This window comes from Mesorhizobium sp. ESP-6-4 (assembly GCF_020164735.1).
Classification (GTDB): Bacteria; Pseudomonadota; Alphaproteobacteria; order Rhizobiales; family Rhizobiaceae; genus Mesorhizobium.
Genome location: NZ_JAIUGS010000005.1, coordinates 89,867 through 106,022, shown reverse-complemented (window position 1 = coordinate 106,022; position 16,156 = coordinate 89,867). Strand labels below are relative to the sequence as shown.

28 protein-coding genes are annotated in these 16,156 nt (G+C 58.2%); 12 read left to right on the top strand and 16 right to left on the bottom strand.

Annotation, left to right across the window (positions count from 1 at the left end; all coding sequences use genetic code 11):
* Window positions 1-134: 134 nt before the first annotated feature.
* The 16 genes from LB523_RS12345 to LB523_RS12270 form a co-directional block, all read right to left on the bottom strand.
* Window positions 135-1,031: a hypothetical protein gene (locus tag LB523_RS12345; RefSeq protein WP_224603007.1), complete on the bottom strand. Its 897-nt coding sequence runs from the start codon at window positions 1,029-1,031 to the stop codon at window positions 135-137.
* Entirely contained in the window at window positions 1,031-2,320 is a 1,290-nt protein-coding gene (locus LB523_RS12340) for an integrase (RefSeq protein ID WP_224603005.1), read from the bottom strand. Before LB523_RS12340 ends, LB523_RS12345 begins: the two co-directional genes overlap by 1 nt.
* Window positions 2,287-2,607 carry a hypothetical protein gene (locus LB523_RS12335; protein WP_224603003.1) on the bottom strand — a complete coding sequence of 107 codons (321 nt, stop codon included), beginning with the start codon at window positions 2,605-2,607 and terminating at the stop codon, window positions 2,287-2,289. The genes LB523_RS12340 and LB523_RS12335 overlap by 34 nt, the downstream gene beginning before the upstream one ends.
* A 98-nt stretch (window positions 2,608-2,705) precedes the next feature.
* Window positions 2,706-2,942 carry a hypothetical protein gene (locus tag LB523_RS12330; protein WP_224603002.1) on the bottom strand — a complete coding sequence of 79 codons (237 nt, stop codon included), beginning with the start codon at window positions 2,940-2,942 and terminating at the stop codon, window positions 2,706-2,708.
* Window positions 2,943-2,945: 3 nt separating this feature from the next.
* Window positions 2,946-3,236, bottom strand: coding sequence for a hypothetical protein (locus LB523_RS12325; protein WP_224603001.1), 291 nt, complete (start codon window positions 3,234-3,236; stop codon window positions 2,946-2,948).
* Between the two features lie 280 nt (window positions 3,237-3,516).
* The gene (locus LB523_RS12320; RefSeq protein WP_224603000.1) at window positions 3,517-3,843 is read right to left on the bottom strand and encodes a hypothetical protein; all 327 of its coding nucleotides are present in this window, start codon (window positions 3,841-3,843) and stop codon (window positions 3,517-3,519) included.
* Window positions 3,831-4,538, bottom strand: coding sequence for a hypothetical protein (locus tag LB523_RS12315; protein ID WP_224602999.1), 708 nt, complete (start codon window positions 4,536-4,538; stop codon window positions 3,831-3,833). Before LB523_RS12315 ends, LB523_RS12320 begins: the two co-directional genes overlap by 13 nt.
* Window positions 4,522-5,238 carry a DNA-methyltransferase gene (locus LB523_RS12310; RefSeq protein WP_224602998.1) on the bottom strand — a complete coding sequence of 239 codons (717 nt, stop codon included), beginning with the start codon at window positions 5,236-5,238 and terminating at the stop codon, window positions 4,522-4,524. Before LB523_RS12310 ends, LB523_RS12315 begins: the two co-directional genes overlap by 17 nt.
* Window positions 5,235-5,753 carry a hypothetical protein gene (locus tag LB523_RS12305; RefSeq protein WP_224602997.1) on the bottom strand — a complete coding sequence of 173 codons (519 nt, stop codon included), beginning with the start codon at window positions 5,751-5,753 and terminating at the stop codon, window positions 5,235-5,237. Before LB523_RS12305 ends, LB523_RS12310 begins: the two co-directional genes overlap by 4 nt.
* A complete protein-coding gene (locus LB523_RS12300) occupies window positions 5,750-5,974 on the bottom strand; it encodes a hypothetical protein (RefSeq protein ID WP_224602996.1) in 225 nt (74 codons plus the stop codon). The genes LB523_RS12305 and LB523_RS12300 overlap by 4 nt, the downstream gene beginning before the upstream one ends.
* A gap of 67 nt (window positions 5,975-6,041) precedes the next feature.
* On the bottom strand, window positions 6,042-6,458 hold the full coding sequence (locus LB523_RS12295) for a hypothetical protein (protein WP_224602995.1): 417 nt from the start codon (window positions 6,456-6,458) through the stop codon (window positions 6,042-6,044).
* Window positions 6,455-6,646 carry a hypothetical protein gene (locus LB523_RS12290; RefSeq protein WP_224602993.1) on the bottom strand — a complete coding sequence of 64 codons (192 nt, stop codon included), beginning with the start codon at window positions 6,644-6,646 and terminating at the stop codon, window positions 6,455-6,457. The genes LB523_RS12295 and LB523_RS12290 overlap by 4 nt, the downstream gene beginning before the upstream one ends.
* Window positions 6,647-6,805, bottom strand: a complete 159-nt coding sequence (locus tag LB523_RS12285) for a hypothetical protein (RefSeq protein WP_224602991.1) — start codon at window positions 6,803-6,805, stop codon at window positions 6,647-6,649. It lies immediately after the preceding gene.
* Complete coding sequence (locus tag LB523_RS29450; RefSeq protein WP_411966460.1) at window positions 6,802-6,993, bottom strand: HNH endonuclease; 192 nt, start codon at window positions 6,991-6,993, stop codon at window positions 6,802-6,804. The genes LB523_RS12285 and LB523_RS29450 overlap by 4 nt, the downstream gene beginning before the upstream one ends.
* Window positions 6,994-7,070: 77 nt before the next feature.
* On the bottom strand, window positions 7,071-7,244 hold the full coding sequence (locus tag LB523_RS12275; protein ID WP_224602989.1) for a hypothetical protein: 174 nt from the start codon (window positions 7,242-7,244) through the stop codon (window positions 7,071-7,073).
* Window positions 7,245-7,571: 327 nt separating this feature from the next.
* The gene (locus tag LB523_RS12270) at window positions 7,572-8,225 is read right to left on the bottom strand and encodes a LexA family transcriptional regulator (protein ID WP_224602987.1); all 654 of its coding nucleotides are present in this window, start codon (window positions 8,223-8,225) and stop codon (window positions 7,572-7,574) included.
* A 537-nt stretch (window positions 8,226-8,762) separates the two neighbouring features.
* Between LB523_RS12270 and LB523_RS12265 the strand changes: the two genes are divergently transcribed.
* The 12 genes from LB523_RS12265 (at window position 8,763) to LB523_RS12210 (ending at window position 16,051) form a co-directional block, all read left to right on the top strand.
* Window positions 8,763-8,954, top strand: coding sequence for a hypothetical protein (locus LB523_RS12265; RefSeq protein ID WP_224602986.1), 192 nt, complete (start codon window positions 8,763-8,765; stop codon window positions 8,952-8,954).
* Complete coding sequence (locus LB523_RS12260) at window positions 8,951-9,166, top strand: hypothetical protein (protein WP_224602985.1); 216 nt, start codon at window positions 8,951-8,953, stop codon at window positions 9,164-9,166. The genes LB523_RS12265 and LB523_RS12260 overlap by 4 nt, the downstream gene beginning before the upstream one ends.
* Window positions 9,163-10,530, top strand: coding sequence for a hypothetical protein (locus LB523_RS12255; RefSeq protein ID WP_224602984.1), 1,368 nt, complete (start codon window positions 9,163-9,165; stop codon window positions 10,528-10,530). The genes LB523_RS12260 and LB523_RS12255 overlap by 4 nt, the downstream gene beginning before the upstream one ends.
* A gap of 289 nt (window positions 10,531-10,819) precedes the next feature.
* Window positions 10,820-11,641, top strand: coding sequence for an ATP-binding protein (locus LB523_RS12250; RefSeq protein ID WP_224602983.1), 822 nt, complete (start codon window positions 10,820-10,822; stop codon window positions 11,639-11,641).
* A gap of 2 nt (window positions 11,642-11,643) precedes the next feature.
* The gene (locus tag LB523_RS29445) at window positions 11,644-12,294 is read left to right on the top strand and encodes an HNH endonuclease (protein WP_224602982.1); all 651 of its coding nucleotides are present in this window, start codon (window positions 11,644-11,646) and stop codon (window positions 12,292-12,294) included.
* A gap of 21 nt (window positions 12,295-12,315) precedes the next feature.
* Window positions 12,316-12,879, top strand: coding sequence for a DUF669 domain-containing protein (locus tag LB523_RS12240; protein WP_224602981.1), 564 nt, complete (start codon window positions 12,316-12,318; stop codon window positions 12,877-12,879).
* A gap of 2 nt (window positions 12,880-12,881) precedes the next feature.
* Window positions 12,882-13,061: a hypothetical protein gene (locus LB523_RS12235; RefSeq protein WP_224602980.1), complete on the top strand. Its 180-nt coding sequence runs from the start codon at window positions 12,882-12,884 to the stop codon at window positions 13,059-13,061.
* 80 nt (window positions 13,062-13,141) lie between these two features.
* On the top strand, window positions 13,142-14,206 hold the full coding sequence (gene dnaN / locus LB523_RS12230; protein ID WP_224602979.1) for a DNA polymerase III subunit beta: 1,065 nt from the start codon (window positions 13,142-13,144) through the stop codon (window positions 14,204-14,206).
* Between the two features lie 3 nt (window positions 14,207-14,209).
* Window positions 14,210-14,398: a hypothetical protein gene (locus LB523_RS12225; RefSeq protein ID WP_224602977.1), complete on the top strand. Its 189-nt coding sequence runs from the start codon at window positions 14,210-14,212 to the stop codon at window positions 14,396-14,398.
* Window positions 14,395-14,562, top strand: coding sequence for a hypothetical protein (locus tag LB523_RS12220; RefSeq protein ID WP_224602975.1), 168 nt, complete (start codon window positions 14,395-14,397; stop codon window positions 14,560-14,562). Before LB523_RS12225 ends, LB523_RS12220 begins: the two co-directional genes overlap by 4 nt.
* A complete protein-coding gene (locus LB523_RS12215) occupies window positions 14,559-15,089 on the top strand; it encodes a hypothetical protein (protein WP_224602974.1) in 531 nt (176 codons plus the stop codon). The genes LB523_RS12220 and LB523_RS12215 overlap by 4 nt, the downstream gene beginning before the upstream one ends.
* Window positions 15,089-16,051, top strand: coding sequence for an oxidoreductase (locus LB523_RS12210; protein ID WP_224602973.1), 963 nt, complete (start codon window positions 15,089-15,091; stop codon window positions 16,049-16,051). Before LB523_RS12215 ends, LB523_RS12210 begins: the two co-directional genes overlap by 1 nt.
* Window positions 16,052-16,156: the final 105 nt, after the last annotated feature.

Here is a 16,156-nt window from a genome sequence, read left to right as displayed (position 1 = left end):
AATTCTCTACAGGATAAACACGGGTGACCGACATGCGCACATTTCGCCCAACGTGGTAAACAAGGCGTTAACTCAAAAAATGATAGAATCAATGTGTACGTTACGAATTAGGCGATGCGCGTTACGGGTGGCGTTCAGGGTGTGTTCACCGAGGCAACCATGTCTTCAGCGCCACTTACAAGGCCCTGATCGGTCCCGACCATCGACGGCGCCCAACCGGGTCCACGAATAAAGGCAAGCCAAGTCTCATACGAAGTCCCCTTGTCGGCTCCCCATTTCGTCGTGGCCATATGCCTCGCCAAATCCTCCGGTGTTGAAAATGGTGGCGATATTGGGCCGCCCTCGCTCACCGTCTCCCAAATCTGATAGCCATCGCCTGTGGGCGGCTCAGTTTGTTGCCAGTCCTCATAAGCCTGCTTCGCTTCGGCGGACGGCCATATCTCGCCATCACCGCCGCACTGTGCGCACTCGCGCGGCTCGCCAAGGCGATCGCATTCTGCCTTGATGCACACCCATGCATTGATGCTGTCGTGCCCCATACCGCCGCAACTCCAAACATTCACCTCTTCAGGTGTTGGATGATAGGCCGGTTCTTTGAGTTGCCATCCGATACCGGAAGTGAACGTGTGGGTGAAATCGCACAGCCGTCCAGCATCTACCAGGGCTGCGACGTCATCAACGTTTAGATGATGGCTCCACGATCTATTCCACAAGGCGGTCAAGCGGCGAGCCTCTGCGTCAACAGCACGCGCGTCACCACCATAATATTCCGGCGAGCGTGAGACGTTGCGCGCGGCAAAACTCCAGACGTGCCAGTCGGTGTGGCAGAACGGTTTACTGTCGCGGTCCTCGGGTCGAAACGGTACGTATCCGTACCACCTATCGTGCAAGCGTTTTGCTGCTGGGGAATAGCCAGAACCGTCGCATGCCGAGCACTTCGTCGCGACGTGGAGTGGATTTATAAAACCCTGCCACACCGTGTTTATCGGCCATGAGAAATCCAGTGGCACCCTGCGTAGTTCGCGTCCCATTATTTTCCCTTTCTCTTCGCCGCCCTAGCATCCGCAAACCGCTCAGCGGCCTCGAGCGTAGCGCGATCGTAAACCGCCGCGGTTGTCTTGGTGCTAGCGTGACCAGCCACCTTGGCTGCATCGTCTGTCGAGGCTCCGCTAGCGCGCCCCTCCGTAATCCCCGACGCCCGCAAGTCGCGCGCCCACACGTTGTCGGCAATGCCTGCCGCCTCGCGGTCCTTTCGCCAGAACTCCCCGAAGTAGTTTGACGAGTACGGCATGCCTGTGCCTTCGCAGACAACCATCGGGCCGCTGCGCGGTTCTGGCCAATGCGCCAACTCCTCCATCACCATCGGCGCCTTGCTCAACGGAAATGTAACAGCCAAGCCGGTCTTGGCGCTCGTCTTGGATGGCACATAGCGCAGCACGAGTTTATCGTCGACATCCTCCCACCGAATGCCGAACCACTTCTTCGTTTCCTTCATGCTGGTGTGCGGCGTCATAACGACATCGCTTATCAGCGGCGCGTCCATAGGCCACCACTGGCCGATGACGTCCCATAGACGCAGCGTTGTCTCAAATACCATCGCATAAACCATCGCACAGCTTGGTCGCTTGTCGGCATGCGCTGCGGCACGCAAGGCAATCACCTGGTCTGCAGTCACGGTTGACTCGCGCCGCTTCGGATTGGGTATCTTGCGGCTTGCCGTCTTCAGCACCTCGCGCAGTTCGGAGGCGGCTCGCAACTCCGGCGAGCCAGCTCGAGCGCTCATAATCGTGAACGAGATAGCTGCGTCCAGCACGGCACGCATCATCTTGCTTGCCGCTAGCTTCTCGCCGCCCTCCGACCAACGCTCATGCCAGCGCTTAAGGTCGATGCCGGTTACCTCATCAATGCGCAACTCTCCCAACTCGAACGCAAGCTTGTTAGCGTAGAACTCATAAGGATGACGCGACGACGGACGCAGCGCGTGAAATGTGCTCTCCTCGTCCCGCAGGTACTTTTGGATAATTTGGCCGAACGTGCCGTCAAAAGAACCGATATGGCCGCGGACGCCTGCGCGCCATGCAAGCGCTTCCGACTCGTATCCTTGGCAGCGCTTAAGCAGTTCGTCAGGCTTATCGGCAAGCGGCGACAGATTGATGTTCTCTGGCGGCTTGTCCTTGCCGTGCGGCAAATACCACGACGGCGCGCGCCAATAGGGTGTCCGACCATTGACGCGATTAATCCAAGTCAGGCCGAAGTTGGCGCGCGGCCCTACGCGGTTGCCGTGACTTAGGCCGCTCGTCGCCGCCTCCTTGGCTGCCATATCTTTTCCTCTCCACTCGGCTTGGCCATCGCAAAGCCCGCCGTTATTCCGAAATAGTCCTCATAAAATTTCCGCACCAGCGGCACTGCGCGCCCGGTGTGTAGCGGATCCTCGGCAGGGAAGCCGCGGCGCTCTAGCGTCGGCAAGACGCCGGTAAGCCAATATTGTGCCTTGGCCTTGCCAACGATCGCAAGCGCAATCTCCCTGTCGCTGGCAAATAACGGTAGGGCGTCGAGTGCCTTGAACGGCAGCTTGCCATCCAGCGAGTTATCATTCGCCGATTGCATTCATCACCCTCATGATGTCTAGGCTTTCCTGGCGCGACATGTCTTTGTGTGTGGCGCATGCGGCTGCAGCTAGCGTGAGCGCCAGAAGGAACAAGAGTCTAGCCATCGGTGCGCTCCATGAAGGCGCGGGCGGGCAGAGCGGCAACGAATTCGCTCCAAAGGCCATTGTTCACGATGAACTGGTCGCGACCTTCGATCTGGCTCCGCAGCCGGGAGAGTTCGCCTAGGAGAGCGCGGTCCAGCTTTCGAGCTTCTGACGAATATGATGCCGGGTAGGCTTCGATGCGCGCCCGCAGTTCGCGTTCTATGCGCTCGATATCAGCCGGGTTGGTCATGGCCTAGCACACCTCCTCAAAATAGCGGTTGAGCAGGTCGTCCGTGAACGGTGGCGCTGTTGCGGATATCCGCTCCCGCTCCGGCTCGCCTTCGCCGCCGCAACAGAACTCCTGCAAATCCTCCCGAGAAAGACTGGAAAGCCATGCATCGATTGCGGGCAGCATTTCCTGTGGCTGCTTGACGATCCATCGCTCAAATTCGCGCGACATCATCTTTTCGGAGCGAAAACGGTTGATGCCGCCGTTGTCCAAAGCTATTTCGAGAGCAGCGCGCTTGATGCCTTCGTAGCTCATTAATGGCCTCCCGGCTTGCCGTTTAAGGTCGCGCGAAGAGTCTCCATACCCTTGTCCGCCCGCCTCGACATTGGAACACCAGGCTTCCAAAGCCCCGCGTCCTGCCATATCTTGTCGGCCTCGCTGACGTTCGCCGCGTAGGCCCGCATGTCTCGCCTGCTGTAGGTCTGGTAGATCGCGTCCTTCAAAGGTTTCGGAAGCATCGCCCAATGCGGTGGGCAGGCGAGGCGTGACCTGTCGATCGGCTTCCGGCAGCAGCGGCATTCACCTGTTAAGGCGCTCATGGCCGCTCTCCATCGGTGCGCTCCAAGGCAGCTCGGCCGTCGGGCCAGTCGAAAGCGCTATTCATGTGCTTGATGTCGGCGCGGCAAACCTTGCGCTCAAGCTTCTCCGCATCGGTGATCCCAAGCCAAAGCTGGCAGCGCTCGAACCATGTCAGGAAGCGCCCCTGACCCGCGCATGTCACGAGAAGGAGGCCGTCACGCTTGCGGTGGATCGAAGGGCGGTAGAGGTTGTGAGCCCGCGCGTTCGCGTCCTGCAACTGCTGCGCGCCATCTGCCGCAAGCTGCTCCAGCGTGTAGTTCTCATTGCGGTTCACGAGTTCCATCCGAGCTTACCTTTCAAATCGTCTATGATGTCCGCGCGGTGCATGGACAGATCGAGCGCAGCGATTGCGTGGTTGACGATGCCCCAAGGCGCGATAGTGCGACCGCCCACCATGAAGGGCTGGCCGCATTTTGGCCTGTTGACGGCATCGCGGAGGCGGTCAAATTCCGCCCACATCTCCTCCAGCGCCTTCTCCAGTACGGCTATACGAGCGCGGTCGGATTCTTTGCCGATGGTGATTTCCTTCGGCAGAAGGGCCGTAAATTCGAGTGTGCATGCGGGCGATACATGCGCGCCGGTCGCCTTGGCGCAATCGCTGATGATTGAGCGGAGCGTTTCGTTATCCGCCTCCACCGCTGCCAGCTTCTCGGCTTGGCTGGCGAGGAGGGCGGCGGCTTCGCGAACTGCGTCAGATCGATAGTGTCGTTGCTCGACGCTCCCCATCTTGGCGGCGGCATCCATTGCCTCCGCACATCCGTTCAGCCTCTCCACCAGTTCGCCCACCTCTGCCGGTGGATGTGGATGCGGGGAGCTGCTGTGCCGATCTTGGAACCATTGCGACACGGCAAGGTAATAAGCAGCCTTGTCCTCGTTGCTGTTGGTCTCGAAGGCGGCAAGGCGAAGCTTATCTATTTCGCGCTCACGCGGGCCGTCCTTTTTCGGCGATGAGGACGCGCTACTATGTTTGTTCGTCATTTGACATCTCCAGAAGAAGGCTTGGGCGCTCGGTAGCATTCGATATTCGTTTGCAGGCGATATCGAAATAACCCTCATCGATCTCAATGCCGATGAACTTGCGGCCGAGCTTGACGCAAGCAACGCCAGTCGTTCCGCTGCCCATATAGGGGTCAAGGATGGTCTTGCCCTTCGTCCGCTCAACGCACCACTGCATCAAAGCTATTGGTTTTTGGGTAGGGTGCGCTGTGGCTGGGGCCAGTGTTGACCCAGTGAATTCGAGCCGGCGGCGAGCGTTGCTATCAGGAGCATGAAAGGCATAGACGCCATAACCTCCCGACTGCCAGCCGATCTCAGCATCGGAAAGGAATGTGCCATATCGCTCCGGCTTCTTTTTTAGCCAGACGAGCGTCGATCCAATCGGAAGACGCTGGGAGAAATGGTTAGCACCCCAAAGGATTACCTCGGGGAAAGTAAGCCAAGTGGACGGGTCAAAGGGCTGATTATCACCATGAATTGCACGATCTGACCGCCCAGCACCGATGGGCCTTTTGTATAACGTTTGATCCTTGCTGCTGAACCGCGTGCTGTCCGTGTCATAGCCCATGCCATACGGGTTGTCGGTCACCACCGCATCGATTTTGCCAAGCGTAGGCAAGACTTCGGTGCAATTGCCAAGGATCAGGCGGCAATTCCCTATGGTTGCTTCGCGGCGGATCATGAACGCGATACTCTGACAGGGGAGGCGGCATCGGACAGGACAACTTCGCCAGTGTAGCCAAAGTCCTGTCGCCCCGCTATTGCATCGGCGGCGTCAGTTAGGACGCATACGAGCGGGTTTGCCCAACCCTGGATGCGCTCTGCCGCAAGCACCGCCGCCACTTCCCGAAGCCTTTGCGCATGGAGCGCCTCCACCGCCCCTGCCTTTGCATCTCCTGCGGGGAGAATGGCGCCGGCCTCAGTCAGAGCGTTGACAACATCGGCCGTGCATTCGATGCGAAGTTCTTCCGACAGGTCGAGCGCGTCGAAAATGATCTGGCGCACGCCCTTCCCCTGCACTGGCGCGGCGGACGAGGCGGCGAGATAGGCGCGGATTGCTGCTTCGGCCAAGGCTTTAGCGTCAGCATCGTCGACGGCAAAATGAACCGCCACGGTTGCCGCCTCAAGCGCAGCAGGATCAAGTCCATCCGCCAAAGCCATCGCAGCCTCATACATCTCTTTCATATGGTCGCTCACGCCACCCTCCTTGCCTGCCGCGGCTTGCCGTTATCGTTGTTGTGGCGACGGCGCCCGCCAAGATCCATACCCATAAGCCCCGCAAGCTCACGACCGATGCGGCGAGTCGCCTGGCCGGTAGCGTTGTCGCCAAGGCGTTCGTTGAAGCGCGCGATACTAAAGAAGGCTGACGGCGTCGAACCTTGCGCGAGAGCTTCTGCGGCGGTGATGATGTTGGTCATTGGTGTTCCTCTCTTGTCGATTACCGGTTGCGAGTTATTGCTGCGCAATAAGCGGCAACGGGTAGTGCTAGGCTGTTTCTTCTTTGCGGATGTGGCCAACGATCCAAGCGCGCATTGCTTGAAAGCGGTCTTCTGGCGTCTTGCACCAGTAGGAGCCGAATGCCTCATCATTCATGTAGACGATCTCTTGCGCCAATGGCTCGGCAATACCGAAGGTGCCAGCCACAGTGCTGTAATCCTCTGGATCGACCTTGCTCATATCGACCCCGCGAGCGCGGCCGACTGTGCCGATGGCGCAGACTTGGCCATCCGCCTCCAGTGCATTGGCAACAAGTTTCTTTTCTGGCATCGCGTCCATAGCGGCAAGCATCTCCTTAAGGAATGCCTGTCCTCGCTTGCCGCGTATGGCGCTAGCCACCTGCCCGCGCCATTTTATCCACTGCCACGTATCGTCAATGTCGTCGCTATATCCCGATCTGCTCATATCATCTCTCCCGGCATCTCAAACCGGCAGCCGCGTAGCCAGCCAACGATGGTCCTCTCGCCGACACTCACGGCATAAAACCCCAACTCTGTTAGCCGCTCTTGCGCGTTGATTGCCGGTATGTTGCCGCACCGCCAGAAGCGGGCGGTGCGGTCTGCCTTGTTGATGGTTTCGATGAGCGATGCCATTTAGCAGCGTTCCAACAAGGCCGCGATGCGATCGCCTATGGCGTCAGCAATCTCTGCCACCCGCTCCGGTGAGGCCTTGCCAATGGCTCGGTATGTCTTTGCCGTACCGCGGCAAAGCGCCAGTATGGCGGCAAGCTCTTTTGCTGTTGCGTCGCTCATGCGAATAACTCCCCACGACGATAGCTTGTGTACGTAAGCCAATCGGTAAGTCCGCGACCATAGTTACAGCCATGGCACGACAGAGCGAGGTTATCCAAATCGTCAGTGCCGCCATCGCATTTGCGGCGCAGGTGCTCGATTGTTTCAGCGTCATCCGATATTCGCCCTGGTCCAGTCGCGCGAACCATTGGTTTACCGCAGAAGCAGCAAGTGTTGCCTTGCTTGGCTCGCAACAGTTTGCGCACCGTTCGCTTGCGGTTGATGTTCACGACACACCCACCGCAATCGCAAGAACGGCAATCGCGAAAAGCGCAACGACGACTCCAGCAATCAGCGACTGCGTAAGCGTTACGTCAGGTTCACGGCGGTTCTGCTGGCGCCGGTAAGCGGCGCCGTTGACCATGATCGGGCGGCGGGTGTCGAATGTGGCGGCGGTCATGACTGCACCTGCGCAGCAAGTGCAGTTGCGTACTCACGGCTAGCCTTCCACCAGGCATCGGTATGGATGCCGATCGATTTACGGCCCCTATGGTCCTCATAAATCTTAGCGAGCGGCGCATTATGTGCCGCCTCGCGCAATCTTTCGATTTCCTGCTTATCCACTTCCCGTAACTCCAGAGAGGAGCCAGCAGCCATTTAGGCCGTACAGGAGAGTCGTATAGGCGTTTTCGCCTATCAAGTCAACAACAATATGCGAAAGCGCCTATACCTAAAAGAAAAAGCGGACATCGCTGTCCGCCCCCAAACGCGCATTTTTGGCAACCTTTCACCCGCGCCGCGGCCTAGTGATGAACGACGCGCGCACGATGCCGGTCACCGTGACCTCTTCCGAATCATCCAGGCGCAGCGGCGTCTTATGCTCCGGATCGTGGGACCGCGGAAACAGCCACTTGGAGCCGTCGACGCCAATCACGTACTCCTTCAGCGACGCCTCATACAGGCCCTTGTTGTTCCGCCGCGTCACGATGACGTGGTCGCCATTCGCTGGCTGCAGGCCATTCGCGATGGTGGCCGCCGCAAACACGATCGATCCGTCTGGGTAATATTCGTTCATCGACGTGCCGCGCACCACGAACCCTTTGAGTGGGTAGCCAGGCAGATCCGAATCAATGAGAGCTGGCACCGTGTACTGGTCGTCGTGATCCCATTCGATCGCCTCCCGCCACTGGCCGGCGCAGAGTTCGCCGACGACAGTCACGTTTTTAGCCCGCACATCTGCGGTGGATATCGGTTCGACGCCCATCCACTCGCCAAACGGCACGCCAGCCAGCTCGGCCAGCCTCATGCTCGGCTCGCGCTTTGGCTCTTGGATGCCGCGTTCGTATTTGGATACGGTCGACTGGTCGACCCCGATACGCTGGCTTAGTTCCTTCTGGTCGATGCCAAGCCTCTCTCGGAGCGCTTTGATCTTTTCGGCCATTGATTCCACGGGTATCTCCCTGTTTTCACCGGCCCACCTTCAGCAGCGCCGGTCATTCTTTATTGACCCAACGATTCGCCATTTATGCGAAACCGCCTAAAAAGGCAAGTGCCGATAGGCGAAAACGGCTTTTAGATTTTCTAACAAATCGTCCCTATGGTTAACGATAGGCGGTTTCGCATATTGAACCTTGACACGTAAGGCGAAAACGCCTATAACTCCAAATTGTAGCTAAAGAGTCGGTTTTAAAACGGGTTTGGGCCGACCGCACAACCAGAACAAGAGGACAGTCATAATGACTAAAGGGGATCGCGCCCGCGCCATGCGGGCCGAGGGCGATAGCTTTGCGCGTATCTCTAAGGAGTTAGGAGTTGGACTGCAGTGGGCATACAAGTGCGCTAGCGATGTCGAGCGCAGCATAAAAGAGACGGCCGTCACCGTCGTTCGCCGCGGAGCACTTAATGGAGGTTGCTCCACAACCTCCGGCCAGATCGAAATCTCCATGCCGCGCATTCCATCCCTGCATGGAGCAGCGGCATGAGCGAGGCAGAGAAAGATCTTGCGCTTGGCGAGCGCGTAATGATTTCCGGTGTTGTTGTCGGCTCCTCGCGGTTCGTCAACGGTGACGTCACCTACAGCGTGGAGTACGAGCGCAAAGGGCGCTCCGTAACCGAATGGTTCTGCGCCGAAGACCTGATCCCCGAACAGCAAGACGGAGACGGCATATGATCGGTTCGCGTTGTCGAATCATTATGGGCGACATCGACGCAATCGTGGTCGGCAAGCGCACCTATCTCGGCGACCAGGACAAGTACACCGTCCGCTATCTCGATGATGGCGGTCCGCAAGAACGCGAGTTTCCGGCTTCGATGCTGAGCTTCGAAGGACGCGAGGCTGAGGGCAATGTTGTGGCGCTTGATGCGCACAGGAGGATGGCATGAGCAAGTTTAAGGTTGGTGATGCAGTAGTGCCGGCGTGCGGCGACGTGCATGACCTGTTTGGGCATTGGATGCGGCATTGGGCGAAGGGCGGCGATGCGCGTCCGACAAAGTTCTATGTCGTTGGCTTTTCGGAAGACGGTTACTTCGCCATCTACAACGCTGATCGCAATGCCACCGATGGGGCGTATATTCAGCCGCACGACCTGCAGTTGGCGCCGAAGGTCGGCGACCGCGTCAAGTGCATCGACAAAGACGAGGCACCTTTCGGCCGGTTCGGCAAGATCATCGAGGATGACCAATCCGGCATCCCATACCTGGTCGCCTTTGAGGACTTTGATGACGGTAGCGGCTGGAGCAGCAACGAGTACTGGCTTGCCGCCGACCAGGTTGAATTGGCGTCGACCAGGCTCGAGTTCAAAGTTGGGGATAGGGTGCGCTATTGCGGCAAGAGTACGGAGTATAACGAACCCCAAAAGATTGGCGCCATCGGCACGGTTAGGAATCGCGAAGGATTGCATAAGACCACAACAGTCTATTGGGATTTGAACGGGCCGCAACCTTCGCGAAACGTCTACACCGACAACCTCGAACACTTTGCCGTTGCGCCAGCAAGCGCAACTCTCCGCATCGAAGCCGGAAAGTTCTACAAGACGCGCGACGGGCGGAAGGTCGGGCCGATGGAGCCGGAAGACGACGGCTGGACTGGCGACCATGGGCGGCGCATGTATTTGACCAACGGCGAGCGGTATTTCAGCTTCGATCGCGGCGGCGATGACCAACTCATCGCCGAATGGCAGGACAAGCCGGTTGCGGCGCCAAAGTTCAAGGTTGGTGACAGAGTGAAGTTCCGCGACGACTACGGCACCTCCTGTGCCGGTAAGGAGGCAACTGTGGTAAAGATTGGCGTATGGGGCGGCGGAGAAGGCGTTCAGGTCGACCAAGGGTGTGGCGCCGCCGGAATCTCGACGGAAGACGAAAAGGATCTGCGGCCAGTCACAGTCTCATCCATCGCCGACATCGTAGCACGGCATTCGGCAAGCGGCACGGCGATCGTCGCTGTGCTCGAGAACGGCCAGCCGCGACCTGCTAGCCAGCCTTTCGTGCACGGTTCCGCCGTGCTGGCCGAGCAGGAGGCTATGCGCCTGGCTAACGCCAACAGGGGCAAGGAGTTCGGCGTCTATACGCTTGGCGCCGTTACCAAGGTCGAGAAGACCTATGAGCATGAATGGCAGCGGTTGGCGGCGAATGGAAACAAGATTGGCGCCATTAAGGAACTGCGCGGCATGACCGGTCTGTTCCTGGCAACCGCAAAAGACGCCGTCGAGGACTGGCTGCGCCGCGAAGACCTTATGCGCGCCGCCTAAGCAACACGCACACCGCAACCACCACACTGTTGCTGGCGCCGCCAGCAACAGTCAGGAGGGCATTGCCTTGGAAGACCTAATCGACCCTGATTACCACAATACCGTCCCACCCGCCGCGCAGCGTTACATGGCGGTCTGGCTTACCGCGGTACTCGTGCTCGTTCCGCTCATCGCGTGGTGGCTGCTGTGACCGCCTTGCGCCCCATAACAACAAGCATCCTCACCTGGCCGCCTGCGTGGCTGCTCGGCCTTATCGTCCTCACCCTTTTCGCAGCTTGGAGGCTTACCGTTGGCTATCCCGCTTAAAAATCTGACCACGACGAAGCGCAAGCACCCGCCAGTGCTTGCCATCTATGGAACTGGCGGCATCGGAAAGACGACGCTCGCAGCAGAGTTTCCCGACCCCCTGTATCTGTTCACGGAAGGCGAGGAGCCGCCGACCGATATCGAGTTGCCGACCCTGACCGGAGAAGACGGCGAGCCGAAGCCGATCACCTCATACACGGAAATGCTCGACGTGTTCGAACAACTGCTTACCGAGGAACACGACTTCAAAACGGTCATCATCGACAGCCTGGATTCGTTTGAGCGGTTCGTGTGGGCGCACACCTGCCAGATGAAAGGCTTCGACACGATCGACAGCAACGACAAGGGATCCCCGACTGCATTCGGCAAGGGATACCTCGCCGCCGATGAATACTGGAACGACTACATGGCAGCGGCCAAGGCGCTTGCCAGGAGCGGCCTGCACGTCGTGCAAATCCTGCACAACAAGACCAAGCAATTCAACGATCCGCTTGTTGACGCTTACGACCGTTACCGACCGAAACTGCAGGACCGCGCCACCGACATTATCATGGAGAAGAGCGAAGCGCTCCTGTTCATGACGAAGCGCACATCGGTAAAGCAGGTCGACAAAGGCTTCGGCAAGAAGGAGGCCAAGGCCGAAGGTATGTCTGGCTCAGAGCGCATCATCTACACCGACGAGCGCGCAGGCTTCCTTGCCAAGAACCGTCTGAATATGCCGGCATCGATTCCGTACAAGAAGGGCAACGGCTTCGCCGAGTTGTCCAAGTACTTCTATGCGGCGGCGGCGAAGGCCGCTGAATAGCTGTGCAGGCCGACAATGACAACAGCAAACTTCCGCGCACTCGTGCGGAAGCTAAGGCGGCGGGGAACAAACTCTATTTCACTGGCGAGCCCTGCAAATATGGCCATATCGCACCGCGCTATACGACGGCGGGCTGCGTTGAATGCGCAATCGCTAGGGCGACTGAGAGATATTGGTCAGACACGCAGGCGAAGAAAGAATACGACAGGATACGGTACGCCACCAATCCGAAAGCTAGGATCGGTCGCGACACATGGAAAATAAATAATCCGGAAAAGGCGAAAGAGTGCAGCATCAGGTGGAGGGAGAATAACCCCGAAAAGCACAAAGATTCGCAACGAAAGTGGGCGCTCAACAATCCTGAGACTGTTCAGTCCAATGTTAGAGCCAGACGAGCGCGCAAAAGAAACGCAGAAGGGCATCATACCAAGGAGGACATCGAACGGCTTTTAATTCGACAGAATTTTAAGTGCGCAGAATGCGGGACGGACATTCGAAAGCGCGCATCAAGGCAGGTAGACCACATAATGCCGTTGAAGTTAGGCGGCACCAATTGGCCACATAACCTCCAGTTGCTCTGTTCGACTTGCAACAAGGTGAAGGCCGCAAAGCATCCGCTGGACTTTGCCGCAGAGCGCGGCAGGCTAGTGTAACGGCACAAAGGGAGTTTCACTATGGCGCAACTTGGCGCGCGCTTTGACGCGACCGCTCACAACACAGAGCAGAACGATTATGCAGAGCTTCCGAACGGCACTTACCGCATGGAGATCGAAGCCTCCGAGGTCAAGCCTACCAAAGATGGCAGCGGGACACTACTGAAGGTCACATGCAGTGTGATTGACCCCGAAGACTATCGCGGAAGGAAGCTGTTCAATCAGTACAATCTTGAGAACAAGTCGGCGACAGCTCAGGAAATTGGTCAGCGCCAATTCGCAAGCCTGTGCCGCGCCGTTGGCGTGACGGAGGTGGAAGATTCGGAGCAAATCCATTTCTTGCCGTTCACCGTGAAGGTCGGTCTCGGCAAGCCGTCAAAAGATGGCCAGTATCCGGCTAGGGCCGAGATTAAGCGCTATTATTTCGAAGATGAGGCGCCACTCCCCGAACCCGCCATTGATGATGTGCAGCCCTCTCCCAAGCCTGTAGCCGCCAACAATAATCAGCGGCCCGCTGCCAACCAGAACACGCCGCAGACTGCTGCCAAACCCGCTGGCTCCAGGCCGTGGGCGAAAGGCAAGTGACGGTGGCAAACAAGATCGAGGAAGCCACCAACTACCTTGAGACTGGCGGACTCGGCGAGGTGCTTGGTCTGGCTACTGTCTTCCTTGAGGCTGGCGAGCCGAAAGTGCAGATGGATACCGACATGGCCATCGCTCTTTGCATGCTTGCCGATACAGCCATCAAGGCGAAAAAGAGCGCCTAAGCTCTCCGCTGCAGGAGCTTAGAGCCAGGTCGTAGGTGTTGGGAGCACCTACGACCACAAATTTCACAGAGGAGACATTTATGCGCATGACCATGCCGCGCAGCGATCTCGCGCGCCTGCTCGCCAGTACCACGAAAGTGGTCGAGGCGCGCAACACCATCCCGATTTTATCCTGCGTCAAACTGGTGGCGGACGGCGGCACGCTCACCGCGACAGCGACCGACTTGGATATCGAAATCCAGTCCAGTGTGACAGCTGAGGCCGAAGAGGACGGCGCGTTCTGCGTCTCGGCCAAACTGCTTGAGGACATCGTCAAGAAGCTTCCGCCCCTGCCGGATGTTGCCCTTTCCGAAGTTGACGGAACGCTGACCGTGAAAGCGGGCCGCTACACGTCGCGCCTGCAGGTTTTGCCGGTCACCGATTTCCCGTCATGGAGTGCTGACGGATTCACCAAGCATTTTGACTTGGATCTTGCCGCACTCTTCGCGCCCGTGTCGTTCGCGATATCGACGGAAGAGACGCGCTATTATCTCAACGGCATCTTCCTGGTCGGCGCCGAAGATGCCATCACCGCCGTAGCAACCGACGGCCATCGGCTTGGCAAACACACCGGCGCGTCGGTTGGTGAATTCTCCGGCATCATTGTGCCGCGAAAGATGGTTGGACTGGTTCCCAAGGGCGCCGTGTCCGTGTCGCTGAGCGATGCAAAGTTGCGCATCTCTGCCGGCGAAACTGTCATCACTTCCAAGCTGATTGACGGCACCTTCCCAGACTATCAGCGCGTCATTCCAACTAGCAACAGCAAGGTTGTGACCTTTGGAAGCGACGACATGCGCCGGGCCGCCGATCGCGTCGCCATCGTGTCGTCCGAGCGTGCACGCGCCGTCAAGTTGTCATTCGCCGACAATGTGGCAACGCTAACCGTAAACAACCCTGATGCCGGCACTGCTATGGAAGAAATTGCGGTTTCCTATGACGGTGAGCAGATCGAGGTTGGCTTTGACGCCTCATACCTCACTGAACTCGTCGGGCAGTTTCCTGCAGGCGATGTCAAGCTTGCGCTGGAGGATGGTGGTTCGCCTACCGTGTTCACGTCGGACAATGCGCCAAACCTGCTTGCCGTTCTCATGCCGCGGCGGGTGTGAGTGATGTTCTCTTGGGAAGATGAGTTCGGCAACGAGCATCAACTGCGTGAAAAGACCGCCGCAGTTGATGCGATCAACGCAATAAGGCGCGGCGATACGGTTGAGGCTATCACCATCCTTGAGCGCGAATTCCTGCCGCAATGGGAAGACGTCGCGGATTGCGAGGAAGCGTACCGGAAGGTGCGCGCATGACCACCGCCGCAATCCAACTCGAGATCGCCGCGCAGTGGCTGAAGGAGGCGGCGCTTATCGTGCGCGGCAAGGGCTTCAAGATGGAAAGCTATGACCTTGAGCGCGTGGCGCACGACTGCCTGGCTGTGGCTGAACGTGGAACCAATAAGGACGGCAAGGAATGACCTGCATCGTTGGAATCGCACACCAAGGGAAAGTCTACATTGGCGGAGATAGCGCTGGCGTAGGCGGATACAACCTCAGCGTTCGCGCCGACAAGAAGGTGTTCAGAAACGGCGAGTTTGTGATGGGATTCACGTCGTCCTTTCGCATGGGCAATCTTCTTCAGCACTCGCTTGAGCCGCCCCGTTGGCACCCTGACGACGACATTCACAAATTCATGGTCAAGGATTTCGTTGATGCGGTGCGCGCATGCCTGAAGGCGGGAGGATACGCAACAAAAGAGAATGAAGGCGAAGCCGGCGGAACGTTCCTGGTCGGCTTTAAGGGTCGCCTGTTCATGATCGACTGCGATTACCAGGTTGGTGAGAACGTTGACGGCTTTGCCGCAGTAGGGTGCGGTGAGGATATAGCGCTCGGCAGCATGTACACAAGCAAGGGCACGCCAAAGAGCCGCGTTCTGACCGCGCTTGCCGCAGCAGAGCGGTTTAGTGCCGCCGTCCGCGCGCCGTTCCATGTCGAGGTTGCATAGTGGCCCCGCTGCCCAAACCAACCGCAAGCACGGTGCGCGCGATATACAAGGCGTATGAGGATAACGCCGAGTCGCGCGACGGTCGCTCTATATCCGTGAGCACGCTGGCGGAGGAGTGCGAGCGAAAGCTGTACTATGATTTCCGTTGGGTGTCGCCGCAGGAAGTCATCAACGGTCGCACGCTGCGCATCTTTGAAAGCGGCAATATCGAGGAGGAGCGCTGGATTGAAAATCTCCGCATGATCGGCTGCGAGGTTGTCGACAGAGATGACAACGGCAAGCAGATCATGGTCGAGGCTTGCGGCGGGCACGTCAGGGGGTATCTCGACTCGGAAATCCTCGGGTTGCCGGAAGCGCCAAAAACCATCCATGTCGGAGAGATAAAAAGTCACAACGCAAAGTCTTTCGCCAAGCTGGTTAAAGAAGGTGTGCGGGTAGCGAAACCGCTCCACTACGGCCAGATACAAACCTATATGTATCGGCGCGGACGCGATCGCGGGATTTACCTTGCCGTATGCAAGGATACGGACGAGCTTTACGCTGAGCGCCTTGAATTGAACGTTGAGTTCGTTGTGCGCCTGCTTGCCAGAGCGCAGCGCATTATCGACGCAGGCGAGCCGCCAGCGAAACTGCACGAAGACCCAAACCACAAAATGGCATTCGCCTGCGGCTGGTGCCGTCATAAGCCGATTTGTCACGACTATGCGCCAGCGCGCGTCAACTGCAGGACATGCCTCTACTCGACGCCAGAGGACGGCGGGTCGTGGTCGTGCGCTCGCTTTAGCAAGCCGCTCAGTATCGATGAGCAGGCAGCGGGGTGTCCCGCACACCTGACGATTCCCGGCCTAGTGGCAGGTGAGCAAATCGATGCGGACGAGGACGCAGAGACGGTTACGTACAGAATGTATGCCGATGGTCGTCTATGGACCGATGGCGCCAACGACAACAAGGAAGCAGCATGAAGCCCGCAACATGGCGAGATCAATACAAGTCGATGGAGCAATCATGGATGGTTCTCCGCGACCAGTACAGTGAGATAGCACGCGCTTTAGGCTTTGAAGGTGACT